The sequence below is a fragment of the Planctomycetia bacterium genome, from assembly GCA_021413845.1.
Classification (GTDB): Bacteria; Planctomycetota; Planctomycetia; order Pirellulales; family PNKZ01; genus PNKZ01.
The window spans coordinates 90,941-115,761 of record JAIOPP010000084.1 but is presented as its reverse complement, the minus strand read 5'-3'; the positions used below and the strand labels follow the sequence as shown (position 1 = coordinate 115,761).

The following is a 24,821-nucleotide window of genomic DNA, read 5'->3' as shown; positions in this document are numbered from 1 at the left end:
CTCCGAAAGCTGCTCGCGAGCTAGCCGAGCACGTTCGTGAAGAACTGCTGGGTTCGTTCCGTCGTCGGGTTGTCGATCACTTGCGACGGCGGCCCCTCTTCGACGACTTTGCCCCCCGCCAAGACCGCCACGCGATCGGCCGCGCGGCGTGCGAACCCGATTTCGTGCGTCACCATGATGAGCGTTAGGCCGTCGCGGCGGAGGTCCTCAAGCACGTCGAGCACTTCATGTTTCAATTCCGGATCGAGCGCGCTCGTGATTTCATCGCAGAGCAGGACCTTCGGCTCCATCGCCAAGGCGCGGGCGATCGCCACGCGCTGCTTCTGCCCGCCCGACAGTTGCGAAGGGTAATGATCGCATCGCTCTCCGAGGCCCACGCGCTGCAACAAGTCCCGCGCTCGGGCCTCGGCTTCGCTTTTCGACTTTCCGGCAACCCGCTGCGGCGCTTCGGCCACATTGCCCAGCGCCGTCAGATGCGGGAACAACTGAAAGTCTTGAAATACCATCCCGACCATGCGCCGCACTGCGCTGTGCGCCTCGCGCGTGTTCGCTTGTGCGGCCGAAAGCCGATGCTCGCCGACTCGAATCTCTCCTTCATCGATCGTGTTGAGCCCATTGATCGAGCGCAAGAGAGTCGACTTCCCGCCGCCGCTCGGGCCGACCAACGCCGTGATCTGACCGGCGTGAAAATCGAGCGAGACACGATCGAGAATCACCTTCGAGTGATAGCGCTTAACGATATTCGTGAGCGAAACGACAGGAGCCATAGGAAACGCAAAAGTTAAAATGAAGAAGGCAAAACGAAGACCTGTTCAAACCCACGCAAAATGCCGCGACACCTCCGCCGTTTTGCATTTTGCATTTTTACTTCCGACTTCTCTCACTTCCCTCCGCTCCACTTCTCTTCCAAGTATCGCGCGAGATATCCCAGCGGCACCGACATCGCCAAATAGAGAGCCGCCGTGAGCAAGCCGAGTTCGACGAACTTCAAACTCGTTCGCGCGAGGATCTGATACTGTTTCGTCAGCTCGACGACCGCGATCACGCTTACCAAGCTCGTATCCTTAAACATCGCAACGAAGTCGTTCGTCATCGGGCCGAGCGCCGTACGAATCGCTTGCGGGAAGATGATGCGGCGAAAGGTTGCCGTATCGCTCATCCCTAGCGCTCGGGCCGCTTCCCACTGCCCTTGCGGAACGCTTAAAATCGAGCTGCGATAGATCTCCGCCTCGAAGGCCGCATAGTTGAGCCCAAAGCCGATAATCGCGGCCTGCCACGCGGAAAGCGTGATGCCGATGCTTGGGCATCCATAGTAAAGAAACGTCAACAGCAGCAGCAACGGCGTCCCGCGAAACAGTTCGACGTAGATGAGCGCTCCGGCCCGAATCGGCGCCGGCCCGAACAAGCGACATACGGCCACGAGCAGACCGAGCGTCATCGCTACGGCCATACTCAGGAACGTCAATCGGATGGTGACCCATGCGGCCGCGAGCAGCAGCGGCGCATAACGGGAGAAGGTCCATTCTTGCGTCGATTCGACACGATCGGTCCTCAGCGATTGCGTCCACTGCGTGAGCTTCAGCGGTGTGTCGAGTTCAGCCAGACGTGTCTGGTCGTCGTTCCACATATTCCAGCGACGATAAATCGTTTCGAGCTTGCCGCTCTTCTGCAGCGTCGCGAGCGAGTGATCGACGGCATCGATCAAATCCGTCTCGGCTTTACGCGACGCGACTCCGTAGCCGCCCCAACCTTCGGGCTTACCAACCAACCGAAGCATCGGCCGACCGCCGGTGTTGTAGATCGCGATCGGCGAATCAAGCAGCACGGCATCGATCCGATGATTCGTCAGATCTTGATACGGCTCGATCTGCCCCTCGTAAGCGGTGACGCCGGTAAAATGCCGGCTCGCGAGATATTCGCTTGCGGCGCTCGAGGCAAGGGTGCCGATCGTCTTCGTGCGGCAATCGTCGAGCGAATAGATCGAGCTTTCGTCGTTACGAATCGTGAGCTGCTGCCAAAAAAGATAGTAGGGCCGCGACATACGAACCTTGTTCAGATTGTCGGTCGTGATCTCGAAGCCGCTCACGATGGCGTCGAAATCCCCTTTCTCTAAGCCTTGCGGCAAGCTTACCCATTCGTATTGGACAAATTCAGGTCGGAGTTCAGGCAGATCGTATTGCTTGCGCATTTCTTCGACGAGCGCGGCCACCAAATCGACCTCGAAGCCGACCAAAGTGTCGGGCTTAGCCGCTTCGTAAAACTGGAACGGCGCCCCCCCTTCGGCATCGCCCCCCCAGCGCAGGACGTTCGACTTGAGGCGTTCCCGCACGCGCGCTATGTGCGCCGCGTCGAGTTCCGCACCGTCGACTCGGCCGTGGCCGAAAAAGATCGGCTCGATCACGGCCCCGATCAGCAGCGAACACGCCACGACAGCGACCACACGCATCAGTTGGAAACGGCGGCGGTTCGGCATTCGGCGGCTCTCCCTGCACAGCCTCGGTTACTTGTCTCGGCGAGTCGGTAAGTGTATGACAATGCGCGCCGGCGACAAAGCATATTCGCCGTGGATTGCAATGGCCGTCGCTGCGAGTGTACCGGCAACTGTGTATTTCGTATTTCTTCGCGAAAGCCTCTAACCGAAGCCATGCCCTTAAGCACCACGATCGTTCGCAGCGAGGAAGCCCCGATTGAGTTGTTCGAGTGGGGCAAGCTGCAATGGCTTGTCGCCGGCCGGACGATTCCCGGTTGCGAACAGACGTTCGGCATCTCGACGATCGGCCCGGGCCTGCGAAACCCGTTGCATTACCATCCGAATTGCGAGGAGATTCTCTTCGTCGTCTCCGGAAGTTGCGAAAACAGCTACGATGGCACAACCGCGCCGCTCGCGGCTGGCGACACGATTGTCATTCCCGTCGGCGTAAAGCATAATCTCGTCAACACGGGTACGAACGACGTCGTCTGCGTGATCTCGTTTTCGAGCCCGAATAGAGAGACTGTTTTTCTCGAATAGAGAGTGGAAGCCGTTCGACCCCTTCTCGGAATATCACGCGCTATCGCAGCGTCCCAACTGACCACTGACCACCGACCCCTGACCCCTGACCCCTGACCACTGACCACTGACCACTGCCCGCCCCATGTCCATCTTCCTCGGCATCGATATCGGTACTTCCGGCACTAAGACCCTGGCGATCGACGCGCGGGGGAAAATTCTCGGCGATGCAACGGCCGAATATCCGTGCTATGCACCAAAGCCTCTTTGGAGCGAACAAGATCCGGAAGATTGGTGGCAAGCCGTCGTGACGACGGTTCGCAGCGTGATGGAAAAGGGGAAGCTCAAGCCGAGCGACGTGGCGGGCATCGGCCTCTCCGGCCAAATGCACGGCTCCGTGTTTCTCGACAAGCAAAACAAAGTCATCCGGCGGGCGCTGCTGTGGAACGATCAACGAACCGGCGAAGAATGTGCCGAGATCGAAGAGCGCGCCGGCGGCCGGAAGAAGCTCATCAAGATGGTCGCCAATCCGGCGCTGACCGGCTTCACTGCGCCGAAAATTCTTTGGCTGCGCAACAAAGAACCGAAGAACTTCGACAAGCTCGCCAAAGTGCTGCTGCCGAAAGATGAAATCCGGCGCCGTCTGACCGGCGAATTCGCAACGGAAGTGAGCGATGCCAGCGGCATGCTCTTGCTCGACGTCGTGAATCGGAAATGGTCGAAGCCGTTGCTCTCGAAACTGGAACTTGACGAAAGCCTGTTCGCGCGGTGCTACGAATCGGAAGAAGTGACCGGCACGCTAACGCGCGAAGCGGCCGAATTGCTCGGCTTGACGACGGCATGCAAGGTCGTCGGCGGAGCGGGAGACTGCGCGGCCGGTGCGGTCGGTAACGGGATCGTCGAAGCCGGCTCGCTTTCGACCTCGATCGGCACGTCGGGCGTGATGTTCGTGCATAGCGACGAAGTAAAGATCGATCCGGAAGGACGCGTCCACACGTTCTGCCACGCCGTGCGAGGTAAGTGGCACATGATGGGAGTGACCCTTTCCGCCGGCGGCTCGCTGCAATGGTTTCGCAACCAGCTTTGCGGCGATTTCAAAGCCGAAGCCGAGAAGCAAGGGGTCGATGCCTACGAGTTGCTCACGAAAGAAGCCGCCGCGACTCCCGCCGGCGCGGCAGGACTCTTCTTCCTCCCCTATCTCTCGGGCGAACGGACACCGCACGCCGATCCCGACGCACGCGGCAGCTTCATCGGCCTGAACCTTACCCACACGCGCGGCCACATGGCGCGATCGATCATGGAAGGGGTCACGTATTCTCTGCGCGACGCGCTCGCGATCTTCACGGAGCTCGGCGTGCCGGTGAAACAAATTCGCGCCTCGGGCGGCGGCTCACGCAGTCCGCTTTGGCGGCAAATTCAGGCCGACGTATTCGGCCGCAAAGTCGTGACGCTCAATGCGGAGGAAGGCCCCGGATACGGCGTGGCGCTTCTCGCGGCGGTCGGCTGCGGCGCGTTCAAGACCATTCAAGAGGCCTGCAAAGCGACGATCCGCGTGAAGGAAGAAACCGCGCCGAATAAAGTCGCGGCGAAAGGCTACGACAAGGCATTTCCGATCTATCAAGATCTTTATCGATCGCTCAAGAAAGACTTCAAGAAGATCGCCGAGCTGCAAAAGTAAAGCTAGAGACTCATTCCGCCACCTCCACGGAATTCAACTCATGCCGACCTTATATCTCACCGAGGCGGACGTAACTCGCCTCGTCGACATGCCAACGACGATCGACGTCGTCGAACAAGCTTTCCATAAACTCGGGCTCGGTGAGGTCAGCAATATCCCGCGCAATCGGGCCACGGCCCCCGGTGTCGTGCTGCACACAATGAGCGCCGCGGCCGACTACTTAGGCTATTGCGGTTGGAAGTCGTATACGACCACACACTCCGGCGCTCGATTTCTCGTAGGCCTCTACGAGCACGCGACCGGCGAACTCGTGGCGTTGATCGAAGCCGATAGCCTCGGGCAGCTTCGCACCGGCGCGGTAACCGGCGTGGCCGTAAAGCATCTGGCGGCCAAGGGGGCCGATCAAGTCGGATTGTTCGGCACGGGAACGCAGGCCCGGACGCAACTCGCCGCGGTAGCCGCGGTACGCAAGTTGAAAAAGGCGTTTGTCTACGGACGCGATCCGGAACGCCGCGCAAGCTTCGCGACATGGCTCAGTGAGGAACTTGCGATCGAAGTTGTTCCGGTCGATTCGCCCGCGCAGGCGGTGCGGGAGATGCCGATCGTCGTGACGGCGACGACGAGCCGTGAACCGGTCTTTGCGGGGGACGATCTCGCGACCGGAACGCTCGTCTGCGCCGCAGGATCGAACTGGCTGAACAAGGCCGAAATCGATGTGCGAGCCGTGCGTCGCGCAAGCCGAGTCGTATGCGACGACATAGCGGCGTGCATGCACGAGGCCGGCGACCTGCAGCCTGCCTTGCGTGAAGGAGTTTTCCGCTGGGAATCGGCCGTATCGCTCGGAGACGTCATCGCCGGCAAGGCCGACGGTCGAACCTCGGCCGAAGAGATCATCGTGTTCAAGTCGGTCGGGCTGGCGATGGAAGACGTCGCGCTCGCCGCAGAAGTGCTGAAGCGCGCCAAGGCTGCGGGCATCGGCACATCGTTGCCGTTTTAAGTCGCGTGTAAAGCGGAGCTTCGCACGAACGGCCGAAGCCTCGATTTACAACAGTTCGCTTTTGCTTTACGCTTGAAGAGTCGATCCACGGAATTCTGCGCTCGAATGAGGAATCTCTCGATGCTCGTCGCCATGCACATGCCCGATCATATTTTGAGCCCGACTGTGACGCTTGCTACGGCCATCGCCGCGGCGGGAACGGCATTGCTCGGCGCATGGCACATGAGGCGGTCGACCGACAACCGAGCCGCGCAACATGCCGGGTTGGTTGCGGCAGTCGCAGCGCTGGTCTTCGCCGGACAGATGGTGAACTATACGCTGCCCTTTAACGGGACCGGCGAAGGGGTAAGCGGCCATTTACTCGGAGGCGCCATCGCCGCCTTGTTGCTCGGCCCTTGGGCCGCGATGGGGGTCATGATCGTCGTCCTCGTGGTGCAATGCCTCGTCTTCGGCGACGGTGGTCTATCGGCCCTCGGCGCGAATGTGCTGAACATGGCGATCGTCGGCGTCTGGGCCGCGTGGGGCGTGCGACGAGCGATTGCGAAAAACGGAACGGTCGGCATTCCGACCGCTGCGCTAGCAGGATTCATCAGCGTCGTCGCGGCTGCCGGTGTTTGCTCGCAGGAATTACTGGCGAGCGGCGGTGCAGAGGCCGGGGCGATTATTCGCCCGATGCTGACGTATCACTTAGCGATCGGAGCAGTCGAAGGCTTGATGACGGCAGGCGTGATCGCCATCGTCGCGAGCTATCAAACGAAAAGCTTCGCAAACGGAGCCGACTCGGCGACTCAAGCCCCTACAATTCAGGCCCGTACTAAGGGAGCACTCCTCGGGCTCATCGCGGCCTTAGCGATCGCCGCGTTTTTGGCTCCCCTGGCGAGCGCTTCTCCGGATGGTTTAGAAGTGGCGCTCGTGGGTGGAAACTTCTCGACAGGAAGTTCTTTTTGGAATGCTCCGCTAACCGACTACGAACTCCCGGCTTCGCTAGGTGCGACGAGTGCCGTCGCTGCCGTAGCGATCGCGATCTTGGGAACGCTCGTCGCTTTTGCCGGCGGCTGGTGCGTCACGCGGGCCGGTCACGCGATCGTGCGCCGTTAGCGCTTTGTGATCGGTACGAACTTCCGCTGCTCGGGCCCGATGTATTCCGCCGCCGGGCGAATGAGCCGGTTGTTCTCTAACTGCTCCATCACGTGAGCCGACCAGCCGGAAACACGCGCGCAGACGAAGAGCGGCGTATAGAGCGACACGGGTAGGCCCAGGTAGTGATACAGCCGCGCACTCGGCCAATCGACGTTTGCCGGCAGACTTTTATCGGCGACGATGATCCGCTCGATCGTCGCTGCGGTTTGCTCCATCGCTTCGTTACCGGTCAGTTGCGCCAGTTCGGCGCAGAGCGGCGTAATGATCACGGTGCGAGGGTCACCGTGTTTATAAACGCGATGCCCGAAGCCCATGATGCGAACCTTGTTCGCCAAAGCTTGGCGAATCCACGGCTCCGCGTTCGCCGGGGCGCCGACTTGTCGCAGCACTTCAAGCACACGCTCGTTCGCACCCCCATGCAACGGCCCCTTCAACGCGCCGATCGCCGCGGTGACCGCCGAGTGTAGATCGGCGAGGGTCGAAGCCACGCAACGAGCCGTGAAAGTGGAGGCATTGAATTCGTGTTCGGCGTAGAGAATGAGCGAAGTGTCGAGCGCCTGCACGGCCCGAGGTTCCGGCTTACGGTCGGTGATCTGGCGCAAAATGTTTTCCGCGATCGAGCGGTCCGGCTCCGCGGCGAGCGGCTTTAGTCCGGCATCGAGCCGATATTTCGTCGCCATGATCAACGGCAACTTCGCGAGCAACCGTTCCGCTTTGCGCAAGTTCGCCGGGCGGGTATCGTCGGCCGTCTCCGCATCGAAATGCGCGAGCATGCTGCAACCGGTGCGCATGACATCCATGCCTGGCGTCGCTGCCGGAATGGAGCGGAGCGTGTCGACGATCGCCGGCGGCAACGTCATCTCCGCGCCGATGCGAATCCGAAACTCGGCTAAGGCCGTGGACGAAGGCAACTCGCCGTATAACAGCAGATAGGCGACTTCCTCGAACGTCGACTCGGCTGCGAGTTCCTCGATCGGATAGCCGCGATAAAGCATCCGGCCTGCCAGAGTGCAGACCGCCGTTTGCCCTGCGACGATTCCTTCCAAACCTCCCGCATTACCGCCGGTGGCAGCTTTCATTTCCGTCCATCTCCTTGGAAGTAGCTTTGGTCGCGAGCCTCGAAATCGGAATAGCCGAGCAGTTCGTAAAGTTCCTGCCGGGTTTGCATCTTCCCCACAAGCGACTTCTGAGTTCCTTCGGCATACATCGTCGTCAGTGCTTGCTCAACCGCGCGCATCGCGATTCGTAAAGTCGTCACGGGCATCAGAGCCGCCGCATAGCCAAGCTGGGTGAGTTCCGCTTGCGTCAGCAACGGGCTCCGGCCGAACTCCGTCATGTTCGCCACGAGCGGCACCTTTACGGCGGCGCCAAACCGCGAGAATTCATCCGGCGTTTCCAACGCCTCGGGAAAGATCCAATCCGCGCCGGCTTCGAGATACCGCTTCGCCCGCTCGACCGCAGCCTCGAAACCTTCGACCCCGCGGGCATCGGTGCGAGCCAAGATAATGGTTTGTTTATCGCGACGCGCCGCAGCGGCTGCGCGCAACTTCGCACACATCTCGGCCGTGTCGACGAGCGACTTGCCCGACAGGTGGCCGCAGCGTTTCGGCAAGCGTTGATCTTCGAGTTGAATCGCCGCCGCGCCGGCCGCTTCAAGTTCGCCGACCGTCCGCTCCACATTAACCGCTTCGCCGAATCCGGTATCGGCATCGACGATCCACGCCAATCGGGGTGCGGCATGGCTTAGCCGTCGTGTCTCTTCGGCAAGTTCGCTGAGCGTGAAGAGCCCGATATCCGGGAGTGCCAATGCTCCGGCAGAGAATGCCGCCCCGGAAAGGTATGCGGCTTGAAAACCGGTCGCCTCGATGAGCCGTGCCGTCAACGCGTTGAAAGCGCCGGGCACCAGCAACGTATCGCCTCGAACAGCCGCACGAAGACGCTCACCCGGTGATTCTGCATTAGACATAGCGACGACTCAAAGCTGATGTAAGAAACGATCCACCGTAGGAAATATAGGACGTAGCGCACCGTTTGAGCAACACGTAGGCCGGAGATGTTTCGCGTGCAGGTCGATCAAGTGGTTCTATTCGACGTCGCTTGCCGGCATAATGACACGTTTCCCGAACGATTCGCTCCGATAGGCGGACAAGTTTGTCGGCACAGCATCCACTCAATGTCGCGCTCGATACGCCGGTCGCCGGCCGGTACGAAACCGCCGACGCTACGTTCCGCATGTCGACGCGCAGCCGTTTCAAGGCGGTTCTGGATGTGCTGCTGGTGTTCGCGGTTTTTTTTCTCATCGCCGGCCGCCCGACACCGGACACGAACGAAGCGCACTATCTGACGAAAGCGAAACATTTTTGGGAGCCTCGCTGGATCGAACACGATTTCTTTTTGTCGTCGTCCGATTCGCATGTCGTCTTCTACCGGACATTCGGTTGGTTGACGACGGTTCTGAGCTTCGATCGTGCCGCCTGGTGCGGACGCATCGCCATTTGGTTCCTAACGGCCTGCGCTTGGCGGCGGTTGAGCCAAGTCTTCGTCACCGGCTTTGGCTCGGCGGCGATCACCGCAGTGGCAGCCCTTTCACTCAATGCCCATTTTCAGATGTCGGGCGAATGGTTCGTCGGCGGTTGTGAAGCCAAGGGAGTCGCGTATGCGTGCGTCTTCTGGGGCTTGGCCGATCTGGTGCTCTGTCGTTGGAACCAAGCGTTCATTGCGTTCGGCATCGGGTCCGCATTTCATGTGCTCGTCGGCGGCTGGTCGGTTCTCGCGGCCGGCTTCGTATGGCTTGGAGATCGACGGTCGCGGCCAGCACTGAAGCAGATCGTGCCCGGGCTTTGTGTCGGCGGGTTGATCGCTCTGGCCGGCATCGTGCCGGGGCTGGCGCTCTCGCGCGGCGTCGACTCGGAATCCGTCGCGATCGCGAATCGCATTTACGTCTTCGATCGCTTAGCGCATCACCTCTGGGCAGGTGCGTTCTTCGCGAAGTTCGGGCTGCGCCATTTCGCCCTGTGCGGTGCGTGGGGGCTGCTCTGTTGCATCGTGCCGGCCGATGGTCCGCGGCGTCGGCTGCGCTGGTTCACGCTTGCCTCGATCACCGCATCGCTTGGCGGCTTGGCGATTTCCTATGCCTCGCCGGAGCCGACTTCTTGGGCTGCGGCGTTATTGAAGTTCTATTGGTTTCGCTTGTCCGACGTCGTGACGGCAGTCTCCGTGGTTCTCGAACTAGCGGCCGTGGCGGCACAGCAGTCCGGTAGGCCTGTGCTTCGCAAAGTCGCTATCGGGCTGCTGTTACTCTGCGGTGGCCTCCATTTCGCGAGCATTTGGCGAGAACGGAGCGCAGCCGACGGGCTTCCGCGGGGGGAAGCTGTCGTAGATGCCCCGACACTCGAACGCTGGCTCGACGTTTGTCGTTGGATTCGGCAAACGACTCCGCGCGACGCGCTCGTGCTCGCCCCGCGCGCCTATACGACATTCAAATGGCACGCCGAGCGGGCGGAGTTCGTGACCTGGAAAGACATCCCGCAAGATGCTCGCTCGCTTCTCGAATGGGAACGCAGGCTTCAGGAACTCTACGGCCCTAACGAGCGCTGGGTGAACTATATACCCCACGACCAAATGCTTCGTGTCTGTCGTAAGTACGGCATCACGCATGTCGTCACGTATGCGGAGCCGCCGCTTGCGCTCCCGGTCGTATATCGCAACGATGTCTATGTCGTCTACGCGGTCGAACCGCGAGGGGACGGGCCATGACGCCCTCCAGCGACTACCTCGAGCGCTTGCGCAGCCGCTTGGAGAGACCGTTGCCCGGACGCTCAGCACAAGCGCTGTTCGAGCCGGAGTTGGCCTATGGTCGCCACTTCGGCCCGCCGCCGCACGACGCGCGCCGGGCCGCCGTTTTGATCTTAGTTTATCCGCACGACGGCGCATGGCATCTCGCGCTTACGAAACGCCGCGACGATCTTCCCGCGCATCCCGGCCAAGTGAGCTTGCCGGGGGGCTATGTCGAGGCGGATGAAACCACGAAGAGTGCGGCGTTGCGTGAGTTGGAGGAAGAGTTGAACGTTCCGCAAAGCAGTGTGGAAGTGCTCGGCAACTTATCACCATTGTATATCTTCGGTACCCATTTTTATGTAATCCCCTGGGTCGCGGGATGCGATCATCGACCGGCATTCTTGCCGAACGTCGCCGAGGTGGGCGAACTGTTTGAAGTGCCGATCGCGTACATAACGGATCCCGCGAATCGTGGAACACATCCGCGGGTCGTGCGAGGAATCAGGCAAGCGGTTCCTCACTTCGACTGGCGACTGGACTCGCAAGTCGAAAGAATCTGGGGCGCGACGGCAATGATTCTCAGCGAATTTCTCGCGGTCCACGACGACGCAAACGTCGATGATTCAAAACACGATTCTAAGGAATGCACGGCATGATGAATCCGACGAATGGTTTTGAGAAGCTCGGCCGAAGCGGTCGACCAAAGGCTGTCGTGTTCGACCACGACGGCTTGATCTTCAATACGGAAGACCTCTACCAAGATGTCGGCGGCGAGTTGCTTCGCCGGCGCGGCTGTGCATTTACGCCGGAATTGCTCGACCGAATGATGGGGCGACCTGGCCGGATCGCACTACAGATCATGATCGACATGCATCATCTTGAGGCAACCGTCGATCAACTTACCGCCGAGACCGACGAAATTTTTCCGGCGATTCTCGACGCTCGCTTGGAAACGATGCCCGGTTTTATGGAACTTGCGGCCGCGCTCGAAAAGGCCGGCATTCCGAAAGCGATCGCGACGAGCAGTCGGCGCAGTTTCGTGGTCGGCTGCCTTGCGCGATTCCAATTGGAACCGAGGTTTCAGTTCATCTTGTCGGCCGAAGACGTCGTCGAAGGGAAACCGAACCCGGAGATTTATCTTACGGCTGCGAAGCGTTTCGGCCTGCGCTCCGACGAAATCATGGTGCTCGAAGACAGCCAAAACGGCTGCCGTGCGGCGGTGGCTGCCGGAGCGATCGCGGTCGCAGTGCCGTCGGGCCATAGCCGAACGCACAGTTTCCCAGGAGCCGCGTTCGAAGCGGAAACGTTGGCAGACCCGCGAATTTACGAGCTTCTTAAAATATAAAAGGGGAACGCACTACGTTCTCGATGTAGAGCGTTCCCCTATTTACCATTCGGCACGCCGTCATGCGGCGACGGACAGCAGTTCTCGTCCGACGACGATCTTCGCCTTGTCCTTGCAGCCCAGTTGTTCGCGAAAGCCGGCGAAGGCTTGTGCGATAAAACGGCTCAGCCCTTCGCGTAGCATCGGCAGCGGCGCTCGCGTGGCGTGGCGGAAATGCAGCGTATTCAGCGACGTCTCTTCGACGTTGACGCGCGTCCCCCGCTCCGGCTTGGAAGTCAGCTGCACGAACCGGCCCGGCACGCCGAGCGCGGCGGTCAACTCGGCGGCGAAGCGATAAGGGCTCGTTCGCTCGGCGCCCGTAATGTGATACAGACCTTTCAGGCCGAGGCGATGAGCGACGAATAAGCGTTCCGCGAGGTCGGTCGCGAGAATGGGAGTCGCATGGCGAACCGCATCGACGGGACACGACAACTCGCCGGTCAGTTCATGAAACATCCGTTCGGCATAATTCACGCCGTACGACGTCGGGCTCCAGCCATAGACATGACTACGCACGACCAGCGCGCCGGCTGCGAGTGCCGCGAGTTCGACCGCCGCGGCGCCGCGACCGAAAGCCCCACCGGCGTTCGGGCGAGCACTTTCGTTATGGAACATATGCGGACCGGCAAACAGTCCATCGGTAATCACGACGACCAATTGCGCCCCGACCTCTCGGCAACCTTCGGCCAGCGCCTTAACGGTCGCGGTTTCGCGGCGCGTATCGGTGCGCGGCGCGAGTTGCGCCGCCCCAAGACCGCCGACGTCCCAACCGGAAGCGGCGAACGGACCGGAATGCAGCACCATTTGCGGGCGCTCTTGACGTACCGAGGCAACGATCGCCGCCGGATCGTCGCTTGAGTAGTCGAGCACATTGGTGCCGAGCGGTGCTTGCGACGACGGATTGCTTAAGCCGATCACATCCATGCGATCCGCTAAAACAAGCGCGGCGTTGGCTCCGACCAGTGAGTCGGTGCGCGTCACGAGAAGTCTGTCCACGTTCGGCCTCCATGCCTGACGTTTCGATGATTTGCAAACCATGCTCGGACGCAGAATCGGCAGATTCGGCCGCTACTATGCCCGACGCAAGAGGGCGGGATTGTATCGTCGCTCTGCAGTCGGGCCAAGGTGTGTTCCGCACAGGGGCGCGAATCGCAACGAACGGACGCTAGCAAACTTAGGCTTGAGCCGAGCGAGCGCCACGCTATCGCTTTAAGAACGCCTGTTTATCACACGTCTTATCTTGACGTCGCGAATCGGGCATCGCTAAACTCCCGCCCCGCTACGACCTCGAACATCGTCGCGCAACTAGCAGTCTCGCAACCGAGTGAAATGATTTCGCTCGGACAACACTTTGCGGAAAGGATTCCGCTCATGCACGGCAATTCGCTTCGAATCAATGCGCGCCGCTCGATCGGGCCCGGAAGCCCGACGTTCGTCGTCGCCGAACTCGGACAGAACCATAACGGCAGCCGAGAATTAGCCGAACAACTCGTCGACGCCGCGGCCTGGGCCGGTGCCGACGCCGTGAAACTCGTCAAACGACACCTCCCCTCGGAGCTTACGAAGGCGTCACGCAATCGGCGCTACGACTCGGCCCATTCGTTCGGCGACACCTACGGCGCACATCGGAGCGTGCTTGAACTGTCGGTCGAGACGCACTTAGCGCTCGCGGCGCGAACCCGATCGCATGGCATGCATTTCGTCGTCACGGTGTGCGACGTTGCCAGCGCACGGGAATTTGCGAACGCCGAGGTCGACGCATTTAAGATCGCCTCGCGCGATTTGAATAACCTGCCGCTCGTGCGGTTCGTCGCCGAGCTGGGTAAGCCGCTCATCCTTTCCACGGGCATGTCGTCGTGGTCGGAGATCGATGCCGCGATGACCGTGGCGGCCGAGGCACGCTGCCCAACGGCCGTGTTGCAATGCACATCGCTCTATCCGACGCCCGACGATCAGGCACATTTGCGCAGCATCGAAACGCTGCGTCGACGCTACGACTCGGTCGTCGGTTTCTCCGATCATACGACAGGCACGCTCATCGCGACTTCCGCAGTGGCGCTCGGTGCGTCGATCATCGAAAAGCATCTGACGCTCGATCGAACGCTGAAAGGGACCGACCATGCTTGCTCGGCCGAACCGGAAGAGCTGCGCACGCTCATCGAACAGATTCGCCGCATCGAGCTAGCCCTAGGGAGTGCCGAAAAGCCGGCCATCGCCGAGGTCGAACCGACGCGGAACAAACTCGGACGCAGCCTCGTGACGGTGCGCTCGCTTCCGGCCGGCACCGTGCTCGAAGAGTCGATGTTCACGCTGAAATCGCCGGGCGACGGTATCGCCTGGACGCAGCGAGAGACGATTGTCGGCCGCAGATTGCTCCGCGACATCGACGCGGACGAAACGATCTACCGTAGCGATGTTCAATAGCCGCGCCGCAACACCCCAGCATACACGTACGAAAGTCCAATCTCATGCCGCTCCGGCTTTTCTCTCACGACGACACGCCGCACGACGACGACGGTATTAATGCGTCGCCGCGGTTTCAAAAAGTGCGCGGCATCGTGTTCGACATGGGCGATGTCTTGTTCGATGCAACCGTGTGGCGGCGATGGCTCCTGCAACAGCTTCATCGAATGGGGCTGCAAACCACCTACCGCAGCTTTTTTCAAGTGTGGGACCGCGACTATCTCGATGCCGTGCACCGCGGCGAGCGCGACTACGCCGAGGCGTTTCATACCTTCCTTCGCGACACCGGCCTGACCGAAAGCCAAGTCGACGAAGTGATCTTGGCTTCCAACCGACAAAAGCGGGACTTCGAGCAAGATGTTCGGCCGTTTCCGGGAGTCCGAGCCACGCTGGAACGACTGCATGCGAACGGCCTGCGACTGGCGGTGCTGAGCGATTCGGAATCGCCGGCCGAGGCGATCGAGCCACGGCTCGCGCAGATGGGGATCGGTCGCTACTTCAGCGCCGTCGTCTCGTCGGCCGATCTGAAACAAACGAAACCCGCCGGCGTTTGCTATCGAACTGCCATCGAGCGACTGCGCCTCGCACCGGCACAAACGGCGTTCGTCGGCCACGACGCCGAGGAATTGATCGGCGCGCGACGGGCGGGCATGCCTGCCGTTGCGATTCACTACGAGCGCGATGCCGTGGCCGAGGTGTTTCTCCATCGCTTCGAAGAATTGCTGCAACTCTTCGAGACGCGCCTCGGCGACGAATCCGCTTTTCGCGAGGCAGCCTGACCATGCTGGTTTTCGCACGCCGCAACTTGGTACCCGACCTGTTGCTCCAGCCGGATTCGCCATCAGCGAGCGAACGACTACTGCTCTTGGAAGGGGATTGGGAAGCCGGCGTTTCGAAAAATTTCATATCACTCGACACCTATATCGACGCCTCCCACTTCGCGCATCTAGACATCGAAGCGGAACGATTGGCGACGAAGATCGGTGCCGCCGCTGCGCCGGCCGAATCTTCACACATTGGTAGTGTGCGACCGAACTTCGCCGATATCAACATTCTTCGTTTGCGATATGAAGCGCTGCGTTGGCTTAGAATCATCGCCTTTTGGCAGAATTGCCCCAACGACGACGTTTCTGCGAAAATCGAGCTTTATGTCTCCCCGCGCTGCGACAACGAATACGTCGCGCTCTGGCGCGCGATGTCGCAAACCTACGGCTTCACGTTACGAATCCATTTCATTATGCGCGATGATGAAACCGTCGCGCCGTTTTCGGTGCCGCGAAATGCTTGGTGGCGGCGAGCGCTCGCTTGGATCTTCGCCAACCGCGGTGTGAACCGTGGTGCGGCGCGAACGCACGAATTCTCTCCTGCCGCTTCCGACCATCGTGCCCGAGTCTTGTTCGTAGGCAATCCGCGGATTCTCGACGACGTGTGCGATGCCGTGCTCGACCGTGGTGCGCATGCTGCCTGGCTTTACGACCGTTTCGCCGTCGGCGCGTGGATCGAACGTCGAGCGAGCGGCATCGCCTGGCTTACTTGCGATGATGAAGAGACGGCCGTCGACGCTTTTCCGCAGACGCTCCTACGAGAGACGGTCGCCTACGGCGATATCGATCTCGGCGATGTCGTCGAGACTTGGTACCGCCGCTGGCGTAAGCGATTGGCGATCGCTCAAGCACGACAATGGCGGCGCGTCGGCGAGCACCTAGCTTCGCTACGGCCGACGCATGTCGTAGTGGACGAAGATGCTACGCCTCTGGCTCGTATTACCGTGGCACATGCGAGTCGGCTCGGCATTCCGTCGTTCGTCGTACAGCATGGAGTCTGTTGCATTCGATTCGGTTTCGCGCCTTTAGCAGCCGATCTATTCTGCGCGTGGAACGAAGGAACGCGGCGGCAACTCGAAGCCTGGGGCGTGGCGAGAGACCGTATCGTCGTTACCGGCGCACCGGCCCAGCAACAGGTTGCTTGCAAAGCATTACGGAATCGCGCCTCTCCGGAAAATCGCAACTCAACTTCCGACGCTAAGCACCGCATCGTCCTCCTGGCGACGGTGCCGCCGCGCGACGACCGGCCCGACGCCGTTGAGTTTCATTTAACCAGTCGAACTTACGCCGCGATGCTGCACATAGCTTGCGCGGCGGTCGCGGAACTCGGAGATGCCGAACTGATCGTAAAGCCACATCCCCGCGCTATCCAAGATCCGATTCTCACGCGCACCTTAAAGCAGTTTCCGACTCTACGCCATCGTACGATCGCGAAACAGTCCTTAGCCGAAGTCTTAGCCGAGAGCGATTGCGTCTTAAGTTGCGCGTCGAGCGCCGGCGTCGATGCCGCGGCGGCAGGCTTGCCCGTCATCCAACTCTTGCCGCAAGGGTCGGGCCAAGTACTCCCCGCCGACTGGTACGGCCTCGCCGGTTCGGCACGTTTGCTCGTAGAGCTTCGCCCGTTACTGCAGATGGCCCTGCGCCGCACGTCCCCCACAACGAATCCATCGACACCGGAAACCACCGAAAAAACGACGAAGAAGGCCGCGGTTCGCATCGTCGAATTGTTGTTCGACCGATCGCATGACGCGTCGCAATGCATTCCCGATTCGCATTTCGGTCGATTGCATGCACCGGCGATAAGCGAGGAAGCTGCACATGGATGAAACCATCGCTTCTTTGACCGATTGGGAGACGTTTCGTCGGCGGTGTTTGAAACCGGATCCAAATCGGCTCGGCTCTTGGACCGCTCGACGGCTCGGACGTCCTGCGGCGTTGCACATTACAAGTATCGTTGCGCCATGGGGCATGTCGGCGAATCAGGCGACGGCCGGAGCGATGCTCGTCGCATCGGCCGCGATCGTCGCATTCGGTTTCGGCACCGCTTGGGGCTGGCTCATCGGCGCGCTGCTCTTGCCGTTGTGGTATCTACTCGACCATGTCGATGGTCAGCTCGCTCGATGGCATCGCACCGCTTCGCTCGATGGGACGATGATCGACTATTTAATGCACCATAGCGTGAACATGCTATTACCGATCGGGCTCGGCTTCGGCCTGATGCGCGAGACCGGTTTTTCGATTTGGTGCGTCGCGGGAATTCTTTGGGGCTGGAGTGCGCTCATCCTCGGGCTGCGCCACGATGCCCGCTACAAGGCGTTCGTGCAACGTCTGAAGCTGCTGCACGGCGAACTGCGCATCGTCGGCGGAGGGGGCGGCCGCCCCGAGGCTGCGACGATGCCGCGCCGTTCGCCGATCGGATGGATTAAATGGCTGGTGCTCAAGGCGTATGAAACGCATATCGTGATGTTCGCTTTGGCGATCGTCGGTATCTTTCGTATTTTCTTTTTGGAGTCGGGCCCATTTCTGGCCGGTATTTATGTCGGCACGATGGCGCTGCCGGCACCGGTTCTAGCGTTGGTCCTTGTCGTGCGAGGATTGAAGAACGACGAAGCCGAGCGAGAATTTGCCGCGTGGTATCGCGTTCGCGAGACCGACACGCTGGAGTTTCGCGATGGTTGGTGGTTCGCTGAGCCCGTGCCGGCAGATCCGCTGTCGGTAACGGCAACGGTTACCTATGCCGAAACACCGCAGTTCGTCGGAGCCGATGCCGGCGTATCATCTTGACCCGACCCTCGCCGCGCTTCTAAATTGCTCCCTCGCGGAACTCAGGACGAGTTCTTGCAAGGGGGAAGCATGGACGCTGCCGACATCGATGTCTTGGTGTTGAACTACGACGGCCGCGCACTGCTGGCCGAGTGTTTGCCGAGCATCGTACGTGCGGCCGCCGCCTCGCGCCACACTTGCCGGGTGACCGTCGTCGACAATCGATCGAGCGACGACCCTACGGCCTGGCTCGCCGCCGAGTTTCCAACGGTCGCGGTTCGCTCCCTCCCGAACGACGGCCTCTCCTCGTTCAATACCATTGCGCGCGAACTCTCGAGCCGTGTCCTTGTGCTCCTGAACAACGACATTAAGCTCGCCGACGATGCCATCGATCCGCTCGTCGAACCGCTCCTCGCGCAGCATTCCTCAGACGCTCCTTGCGAACCGACATTTGCGAACGAGCAGATCTTCATGACCGCGCCTCGTTGCTACCTGTTCGACGGCGTGACCTATGAAGGCTTCAAGACCTCGGTTGTAATGCGCCACGGAATCGTACAAGCGACGTCTCTGTTTGCCGGCTGCGAAGAGGTTGCCGACCTGCCGGGCCCGACCGCATCGGCAGGCGCGGCGCTGGCCGTCGATCGTCGCATCTTCGTCGCACTCGGCGGCTTCGACCCGCTGTACCTGCCGGGCCGAATCGAGGATCTCGATTTCGCTTATCGAGGTTTTCTAGCCGGATATCAGGCCGTTTACATACCGGAAGCCGTGGCTTTGCATCGCGGCTGTGCGACGTTCGGCCGTGTCTTCGGCAACACCGAATCCGACCGACTAGCACTCCGAAACACCCTCTTATTTCAATGGAAAAACCTGCGCTGCCTGCGGCATCGTGCGGCGTATTTTTGCCGACTGCCGCTACGCGCTGCTCGCGATCTTGTGCGCGCTATAGGACCCCCCGTCGGCGATCGCTTCCCATTCCTGCGCGCCTATTCGGAAGCACGGGCCGTATGGCAAGCGCGCTCGGGCAACGTCCGCTTCCAAGCCTCGACCGGCGCTGACTCGGCGGCTCGCGAGCGAGAATTCTTCTCACGGCATTCACCGACTCGCCTGCTCGTAATTACCGCTGCTCAATCATGTCGTGATCAAGCGACGGAACTCGACGCCGAAGAAGCACGTCGCGCCGTGAATTATCCGCTCGCTCGATGGTATTCCCGTCCGGCAGCTGCCCTATTCTCCAAGGGGCTTGCCGAAACACGCGTTCGTCCGTGGCATCTTACGCTTCTAGGTCTGATATGCGCCTGCTCGGCAGCCGCGTGCCTCCTTGCGTCGCCAACCTACGGGCTTGTCGCTGCAATCCTCGTCTTGGTCGCTTGGTTCTTCGATCGGGCCGACGGAATTCTCGCCCGACGACAAGCCCGCGCAACGCCGCTCGGGGCTTGGCTCGATGCCAACGTCGATGAAGCGGTCGATCTCGGGCTGCACGTCTGCATGGCCGTTTGCGCTGCGAACGCGACACAATCGCAATGGCCTTGGGTCTGCCTAATCGGATTTCTATTCGGAAAATACTTGCTGATGTACGGCCTCGCCGCCGGAGAGACGCTATTCGGCCCCACTCAACTCGCTGACACGACCGCAGCGGACGCATCGAACCAAGCGGCCGACGCACACCCGCAAGCGATGTCGTGGCCGCGGTATCTCTACCATCTACCGGCAAATGCGGACGTGCGCATTCATCTGACCGCAGCCGCGCTCGCAACCGGTTATCTCACCGCCGAACTCGCCTTGATCGCCTGCTACTACAACGCGCGCTGGATTGCGCGATTCTTTTTGCTCACGAGAACGGCTCGAATCCGCGCGACAGTGAGGGTCGTCGCGTGAAGTCGAAGCTCGACGTCGCAAACTCGATTACCGCGGCCGTGATCGCACTCGACGAGGAATCGCACCTCGACGATCTGCTTCCGCGCCTCGCATGGGCCGACGAAATCGTCGTCGTCGACGGCGGCTCGCGCGATCGATCCGTCGAAGTCGCTCGGCGCCACGGAGCACACGTGATCGAGCGTCCGTTCGATAACTTCGCCAACCAGCGCAACGCCGCTATCGACGGTGCCCATAGCGATTGGATCTTCTTCATCGACGCCGACGAACGCTCGACCGAGCGGCTTGTCGCCGAGGTTCGCCATCGCATTCGAACCGAAGCTTGTTCCGGCTATCGCGTGCCGATCCGCAGCACGATCTTTGGTCGGCGATTTCGCTTCAGCGGCACGCAAAACGACATCCCGCTCAGGCTCATGCGTCGCGGCTCCGGACGCTGGGGCGGTGCCGTCCACGAACGATTTGCGATCACAGGCGCGGTCGGCAAGCTCGATGCGCATCTCGAACATTTCACGCTCCCGACGACGGAAGCTTTTCATCGCAAGATGCAACGCTACACGACGCTGGAAGCCGAGGCCCGCGTTGCTCGCTGGCAACGGCCGTCGTTTACCGACGCTTGGCTGCGCCCCGGCCTAGAACTATTTCGACGGCTCGTTTGGAAACAAGGCTGGCTCGACGGTCCCGTCGGCTGGACATTTTGCGGCTTAAGCGGCTACTCGGAATGGGTATTGGCGACGAAGCATCGCCGACTCTGGCGGCAGATGCTCGCCGAGCGACATGAGCATCGCGAACCGGCGACGGTTGCGCGCTTGAGCCTTAGCGCAGGAGAAGCCGCATGAAGCCCGCGACTCCTCCGCTGCTGCCGCTATTGCTCGACGCGGTGCCCGACGCGCTCGCTTCGATGCTCGCGCAAGAGGGAATTCCAACCGTAAAATTCCAGCCGGGCCGGTCGAACGGCAGGTTCGTGCTCTTCGATTCGCATACGCGTCGAGATCACCCACTCTTAACCTCGCAGCAGCAAGCGATCGACGTCGATACGCTTCGAAAACGCCTCGCAGATCAAGGCCTGGGCAGCGATGCTTTCGCCTCGATTGAAACCGCGGTAGCCTCGCGGGCTGCCTGGCGAGTCGGCGAATGGGATGCGACGGAAGAGATTGCCGCCATGGATCGACGAGCGATTCGCGAACAGGTGATGAACTTGTTACGCGCGGAAGTCGACAGGCGCGGCGGTGTGTGGATGCGCGTTGCACCCTATCCGCGGCCCTATCGGACCGTCGCCAATTTTCGTTTCGATCACGATGAATTCGTCGCCGAAGATTTCGAGCGGACGCTCGACGCAATCGCGCCGCATTCGTCGATGACGACGCACTTCGTCTGCGGCTCGACTCACGAACGACACGCAGATGCCGTTCGCAAACTCGCAGGACTCGACATCGGCTCGCATGGCTACCGTCATCACACTTACCGCACGGCAGCGGAAAACATCGCGAATATCGAGCGCGGCATCGCCGTGCTTCGCGGTTGCGGCATTGAGCCCGCCGGCTTCGCAGCTCCGCACGGACGCTACAACCCAGGCCTCGCGACGGCTCTCGAAACGCTCGGCATCACGCATAGCTCCGAGTTCGGTTTCGCTTACGACGAGCTCCCTTTTTTCCCGACGAGAACCGACGTCTTACAGATCCCGATCCATCCGGTGTGCCTCGGTATCGTTCTGGAAGCGGCTGCCGACCTTGCGGTGAATAGGCAAGTGCTCGACGAATCGACGCGACGGGAAGCCGTGGAAGCGACGATCGAACACTTCCTCGCGGCGGCCGACTCTTTGCACGCAGCGCGAATACCGATTTTCTTCTACGGCCATCCCGACGGCCGCGTAGGCCGCTACCCGGAGTTGCTCCGGCGCGTGCTCGGATCGATCTCGCAGTTGCCGGACGTATGGCGCACGAGTCTCTTCGAGTTCCAACGTTGGTGGCGACTTCGCAACCGAATCGAACTCGAAGTGTATGCCACCGACGATGGTTGGCTTGTAGCCGCAGATCGCTTGCCGCAGCAATGTCCCTGCTCGCTCGAAATCGTGGACGAGGATCGAACGGCTAGCGTGGCGCTCGATCGGGCACGGCTGCGCATCGCCCGCGGCGCACTTTCGTTCGCTTCTAGGGAACCCTATCGCTTACCCGCGCCGGTGCGACTGCCGAAGCCGCTCGACGTGAAAGCAATCCTCCGTCGGGCCCTTGATTGGGAACGTGTGACGCCGGTCGATGAGATCGATGCCGGCCATTGGTCGGGCATGATGAAGAAAACTTTGCGACGGATCCGCGGCTGATGCACAACGTTTACCACACTCCCGCAGAGGATCGCGGCAATTGGCTTGCCGCTGCGACAACGCACGGACGAGAAGCGACTGCGCAAGCGGCCGCACTGTCGACCAAACCCTTCCGCGTTCGCACGATCGGACGGTTCGACGCTTGTGCGGCTCCCGGCGGTGGGGAAGTTCAACTCATGCAAACGACCGCCGGCTTACGCGAAGCGGGACTCGACGCGAGGCTCTGGCGACCATGGGAAGATTCGCTTAACCACGACGTCGACCTGCTCCATTTTTTCGGAAGCAGACAAGACTTTCTGCCGCTCGTCGAAGCCGCTCGTCGAAACGGGAAGCGCGTCGCGCTGTCGACAATCGCCTGGTTCGACTGGCGCAATGCTTGGCGAGAATCCGCCGGCTGGTTGGCGCGCGGTCGCGCCGCCGCGCGATATGCCGTGCGGGCCGCGCTGCCGGGCTTATCTAGTTGGCGACGGCGGCTCTATCACACGGCCGATCTGCTGCTGCCGAACTCGCAGTCGGAAGCGGAACAATTGATGCGGTTATTTGAAGTACCGGCCGAGAAGATTCGCGTCGTTCCAAACGGGTTCGACGAACGATTCGCACTCGCCGACGATCAGGCTTTTACGCGCCGTTTCGGGTTGCGCGATTTCGTGCTCTGCGTCGGACGGATCGAGCCGCGCAAGAACCAACTCGGTTTGATACGCGCGCTGCGCAACTCCGGACAAACGCTGGTGATTCTTGGCGATGTCGTGCCCGGCCATGAAAAGTATGCGGCGACATGCCGACATGAAGCGGACTCGAACGTTCACTTTCTCGGCGCTCTAGGGCACAACGACCCGTTGCTCGCCTCGGCCTATGCGGCCTGTCGTTGCCTGACGCTCGTCGGGTGGTACGAGACGCCCGGACTGGCCGCACTCGAAGCCGCTGCGACCGGAACGCCGCTCGTGCTGCCGCGCGGAGGTTGCGCCGAAGAATATTTCGGACCGCACGCGGAGTACGTCTTACCGCACGACTTAAAACAGATTCATTCGGCGGTGCTTCGCGCCATCGAACGCCCTCGTTCAGCGGAACTTTCACGGTTGGTCGCCGACTCGTTTACTTGGAAACAGGTCGCCGTCGCAACGCGCGCAGCTTATGAACTTCAATAACTCTCTCACAACTCGCTACCGGTTCGTCCGCGCGCGCTGGCGATGGCTATTCGCCGTCGTCGATGCGATCGGCGCGGCATGGTTGCATGCTTGGCGAAGGGTGTTCGGCGAAGCCGCTGCGAAACCGCTCGATCCGGAAGCGGTCGGCAAGATCCTCTTGATTCAACTCGATCATCTCGGCGATGCCGTCATGACGACCTCGATGTTTGCGTCGCTCAAGCGACGGTTTCCGCAAGCGACGATCGATGTGCTCGCGGCACCGTGGAATTGCGAAGTCTTCGCGGCCTCGAAGGAGATCGGGCGCATTTACGTCAGCCGTTGGAACCGTTTTCGCCGAAACTTTAAGGCGGGTTGGCCGTTCCCGTTCTATCTCTGGGCTCCGGCGCTTCGAGCTCGATGCTACGATCTCGCAATCGATGTCCGAGGCGACTTTCCTAATGCCGTGCTGATGCGGCTGTGCGGCATCCCGCGGCGCGTCGGTTGGGCTTGCGCCGGCGGAGGTTTCCTGCTTACGGATTCGGCGGAGTTCGTACGCGGGCGGCATGAAGTCGATTCGCGGCGAGCGCTACTCGCGGCTCTCGGAGCCGACGTCCGCTCCACGGAAGGGCCGAAGTTCGTTCCGTCGTCGGAAGCGATTCGTTTCGTCACGCACATGCTCGGCGAGTTCCGACAAGGAAGTCGACCGTTGTGGGCCTTGCATGTCGGCGCCGGAACTTCAGCGAAGGCTTGGCCGGTGAAGCATTGGCGCGAACTCTTGGGCCGAGCCATCGTTGAACGTCATGCCCGCGTGATCTTGGTCGGAGGCCAAGGAGACGTCGAAACGGGGCGCGAAATCACGCAAGAAATGTTCTGGCCGGGGGTCATGGATTGGACCGGACGGCTTACGCTCGACCAACTCGCATCGCTCGTGCAACGGACGGAACTGTTCATCGGTGCCGATAGCGGCCCGGCGCATCTTGCGGCAGCGACCGGTGCGCGCGTCGTGTCCTTATTCAGCGGCTCGACCGTGTCGGACCAATGGCAACCGTGGGGACATCGCGTTGCCGTGGTGCGTCATGCCGTGGCGTGTGCGCCGTGCTTCGCTTCGCGTTGTCCGGTGGCGAATCATCCGTGCATGAGCGAACTCACGCCCGACGATGTGATGCAGACCGTTCGACGAATCCTCGATACGCCGGCCACGATGGCGCCGCATTTCTTATCGAACGCACAGTCGAACAAGCGACTCGGAAACGATAAACGACCATGATCGCACCCATCCGAGAGCCGAAATCGCAGCGTTCGCGCATGTCGGCGGAAAGTCGCAAGGCGCGTCAATGGATCGTGAAAAGCTTGCTCTCGCGTCCCGACGCGGAACCTCGCCGCCATCCGACGGCAGCTTGGCAACATTGGCTCGGCGCGATTTGGATCTCGACGGTTGCCGTCGTGTATCTCGTGAAAATGTTGAGCGGCTATTTCGTTTCGAATTGATTCGG

22 protein-coding genes are annotated in these 24,821 nt (G+C 60.9%); 17 read left to right on the top strand and 5 right to left on the bottom strand.

Going from position 1 to position 24,821, the window contains the following annotated elements:
• Nucleotides 1-20: 20 nt before the first annotated feature.
• Both K8U03_15395 and K8U03_15390 read right to left on the bottom strand, forming a co-directional pair.
• Nucleotides 21-767 carry an amino acid ABC transporter ATP-binding protein gene (locus K8U03_15395; GenBank protein ID MCE9606280.1) on the bottom strand — a complete coding sequence of 249 codons (747 nt, stop codon included), beginning with the start codon at nt 765-767 and terminating at the stop codon, nt 21-23.
• A gap of 113 nt (nt 768-880) precedes the next feature.
• The gene (locus K8U03_15390) at nt 881-2,473 is read right to left on the bottom strand and encodes an ABC transporter substrate-binding protein/permease (GenBank protein ID MCE9606279.1); all 1,593 of its coding nucleotides are present in this window, start codon (nt 2,471-2,473) and stop codon (nt 881-883) included.
• A 171-nt stretch (nt 2,474-2,644) separates the two neighbouring features.
• Here K8U03_15390 and K8U03_15385 point away from each other — a divergent pair, with 171 nt between their 5' ends.
• The 4 genes from K8U03_15385 to K8U03_15370 all read left to right on the top strand — a co-directional run bounded on the left by K8U03_15385 (nt 2,645) and on the right by K8U03_15370 (nt 6,762).
• Nucleotides 2,645-3,010 (top strand): cupin domain-containing protein, encoded by a 366-nt coding sequence (locus K8U03_15385; protein ID MCE9606278.1) that lies wholly within the window; start codon nt 2,645-2,647, stop codon nt 3,008-3,010.
• A gap of 124 nt (nt 3,011-3,134) precedes the next feature.
• Complete coding sequence (xylB, locus tag K8U03_15380; protein ID MCE9606277.1) at nt 3,135-4,667, top strand: xylulokinase; 1,533 nt, start codon at nt 3,135-3,137, stop codon at nt 4,665-4,667.
• A gap of 40 nt (nt 4,668-4,707) precedes the next feature.
• Nucleotides 4,708-5,664, top strand: a complete 957-nt coding sequence (locus tag K8U03_15375) for an ornithine cyclodeaminase family protein (protein ID MCE9606276.1) — start codon at nt 4,708-4,710, stop codon at nt 5,662-5,664.
• A 120-nt stretch (nt 5,665-5,784) separates the two neighbouring features.
• Nucleotides 5,785-6,762 (top strand): energy-coupling factor ABC transporter permease, encoded by a 978-nt coding sequence (locus tag K8U03_15370; GenBank protein ID MCE9606275.1) that lies wholly within the window; start codon nt 5,785-5,787, stop codon nt 6,760-6,762.
• Here K8U03_15370 and K8U03_15365 read toward each other — a convergent pair.
• Both K8U03_15365 and prpB read right to left on the bottom strand, forming a co-directional pair.
• Nucleotides 6,759-7,883 (bottom strand): citrate synthase, encoded by a 1,125-nt coding sequence (locus tag K8U03_15365; GenBank protein MCE9606274.1) that lies wholly within the window; start codon nt 7,881-7,883, stop codon nt 6,759-6,761. The two genes, K8U03_15370 and K8U03_15365, sit on opposite strands and share 4 nt — an antisense overlap.
• Nucleotides 7,880-8,770 (bottom strand): methylisocitrate lyase, encoded by an 891-nt coding sequence (gene prpB, locus K8U03_15360; GenBank protein ID MCE9606273.1) that lies wholly within the window; start codon nt 8,768-8,770, stop codon nt 7,880-7,882. The genes K8U03_15365 and prpB overlap by 4 nt, the downstream gene beginning before the upstream one ends.
• A gap of 185 nt (nt 8,771-8,955) precedes the next feature.
• On the opposite strand from prpB, the gene K8U03_15355 reads away from it, so the two are divergent.
• Genes K8U03_15355 through K8U03_15345 form a run of 3 tightly spaced genes read left to right on the top strand, consistent with a single transcriptional unit; the run spans nt 8,956 to nt 11,926 of the window.
• On the top strand, nt 8,956-10,560 hold the full coding sequence (locus K8U03_15355) for a hypothetical protein (GenBank protein MCE9606272.1): 1,605 nt from the start codon (nt 8,956-8,958) through the stop codon (nt 10,558-10,560).
• Nucleotides 10,557-11,237, top strand: a complete 681-nt coding sequence (locus K8U03_15350) for a CoA pyrophosphatase (protein MCE9606271.1) — start codon at nt 10,557-10,559, stop codon at nt 11,235-11,237. Before K8U03_15355 ends, K8U03_15350 begins: the two co-directional genes overlap by 4 nt.
• Complete coding sequence (locus K8U03_15345; protein ID MCE9606270.1) at nt 11,237-11,926, top strand: HAD family phosphatase; 690 nt, start codon at nt 11,237-11,239, stop codon at nt 11,924-11,926. Before K8U03_15350 ends, K8U03_15345 begins: the two co-directional genes overlap by 1 nt.
• A gap of 60 nt (nt 11,927-11,986) precedes the next feature.
• Here the strand turns inward: K8U03_15345 and K8U03_15340 are convergent, their stop codons facing one another.
• Nucleotides 11,987-12,961 carry a sugar nucleotide-binding protein gene (locus K8U03_15340; GenBank protein MCE9606269.1) on the bottom strand — a complete coding sequence of 325 codons (975 nt, stop codon included), beginning with the start codon at nt 12,959-12,961 and terminating at the stop codon, nt 11,987-11,989.
• A gap of 375 nt (nt 12,962-13,336) precedes the next feature.
• On the opposite strand from K8U03_15340, the gene K8U03_15335 reads away from it, so the two are divergent.
• The 10 genes from K8U03_15335 to K8U03_15290 all read left to right on the top strand — a co-directional run bounded on the left by K8U03_15335 (nt 13,337) and on the right by K8U03_15290 (nt 24,816).
• Nucleotides 13,337-14,389, top strand: coding sequence for an N-acetylneuraminate synthase family protein (locus K8U03_15335; protein MCE9606268.1), 1,053 nt, complete (start codon nt 13,337-13,339; stop codon nt 14,387-14,389).
• A gap of 44 nt (nt 14,390-14,433) precedes the next feature.
• Complete coding sequence (locus tag K8U03_15330; protein ID MCE9606267.1) at nt 14,434-15,207, top strand: HAD family hydrolase; 774 nt, start codon at nt 14,434-14,436, stop codon at nt 15,205-15,207.
• Nucleotides 15,208-15,209: 2 nt separating this feature from the next.
• Nucleotides 15,210-17,078 carry a hypothetical protein gene (locus K8U03_15325; GenBank protein MCE9606266.1) on the top strand — a complete coding sequence of 623 codons (1,869 nt, stop codon included), beginning with the start codon at nt 15,210-15,212 and terminating at the stop codon, nt 17,076-17,078.
• Complete coding sequence (locus tag K8U03_15320) at nt 17,071-18,036, top strand: CDP-alcohol phosphatidyltransferase family protein (GenBank protein ID MCE9606265.1); 966 nt, start codon at nt 17,071-17,073, stop codon at nt 18,034-18,036. The genes K8U03_15325 and K8U03_15320 overlap by 8 nt, the downstream gene beginning before the upstream one ends.
• A 69-nt stretch (nt 18,037-18,105) precedes the next feature.
• On the top strand, nt 18,106-19,890 hold the full coding sequence (locus tag K8U03_15315; protein ID MCE9606264.1) for a CDP-alcohol phosphatidyltransferase family protein: 1,785 nt from the start codon (nt 18,106-18,108) through the stop codon (nt 19,888-19,890).
• Nucleotides 19,887-20,723: a glycosyltransferase family 2 protein gene (locus tag K8U03_15310; protein ID MCE9606263.1), complete on the top strand. Its 837-nt coding sequence runs from the start codon at nt 19,887-19,889 to the stop codon at nt 20,721-20,723. Before K8U03_15315 ends, K8U03_15310 begins: the two co-directional genes overlap by 4 nt.
• Nucleotides 20,720-22,204: a polysaccharide deacetylase family protein gene (locus K8U03_15305; GenBank protein MCE9606262.1), complete on the top strand. Its 1,485-nt coding sequence runs from the start codon at nt 20,720-20,722 to the stop codon at nt 22,202-22,204. Before K8U03_15310 ends, K8U03_15305 begins: the two co-directional genes overlap by 4 nt.
• Nucleotides 22,204-23,349: a glycosyltransferase gene (locus K8U03_15300; GenBank protein MCE9606261.1), complete on the top strand. Its 1,146-nt coding sequence runs from the start codon at nt 22,204-22,206 to the stop codon at nt 23,347-23,349. Before K8U03_15305 ends, K8U03_15300 begins: the two co-directional genes overlap by 1 nt.
• Nucleotides 23,336-24,595 carry a glycosyltransferase family 9 protein gene (locus K8U03_15295; GenBank protein MCE9606260.1) on the top strand — a complete coding sequence of 420 codons (1,260 nt, stop codon included), beginning with the start codon at nt 23,336-23,338 and terminating at the stop codon, nt 24,593-24,595. Before K8U03_15300 ends, K8U03_15295 begins: the two co-directional genes overlap by 14 nt.
• On the top strand, nt 24,592-24,816 hold the full coding sequence (locus K8U03_15290; protein MCE9606259.1) for a hypothetical protein: 225 nt from the start codon (nt 24,592-24,594) through the stop codon (nt 24,814-24,816). The genes K8U03_15295 and K8U03_15290 overlap by 4 nt, the downstream gene beginning before the upstream one ends.
• The last annotated feature ends 5 nt before the right edge of the window (nt 24,817-24,821 follow it).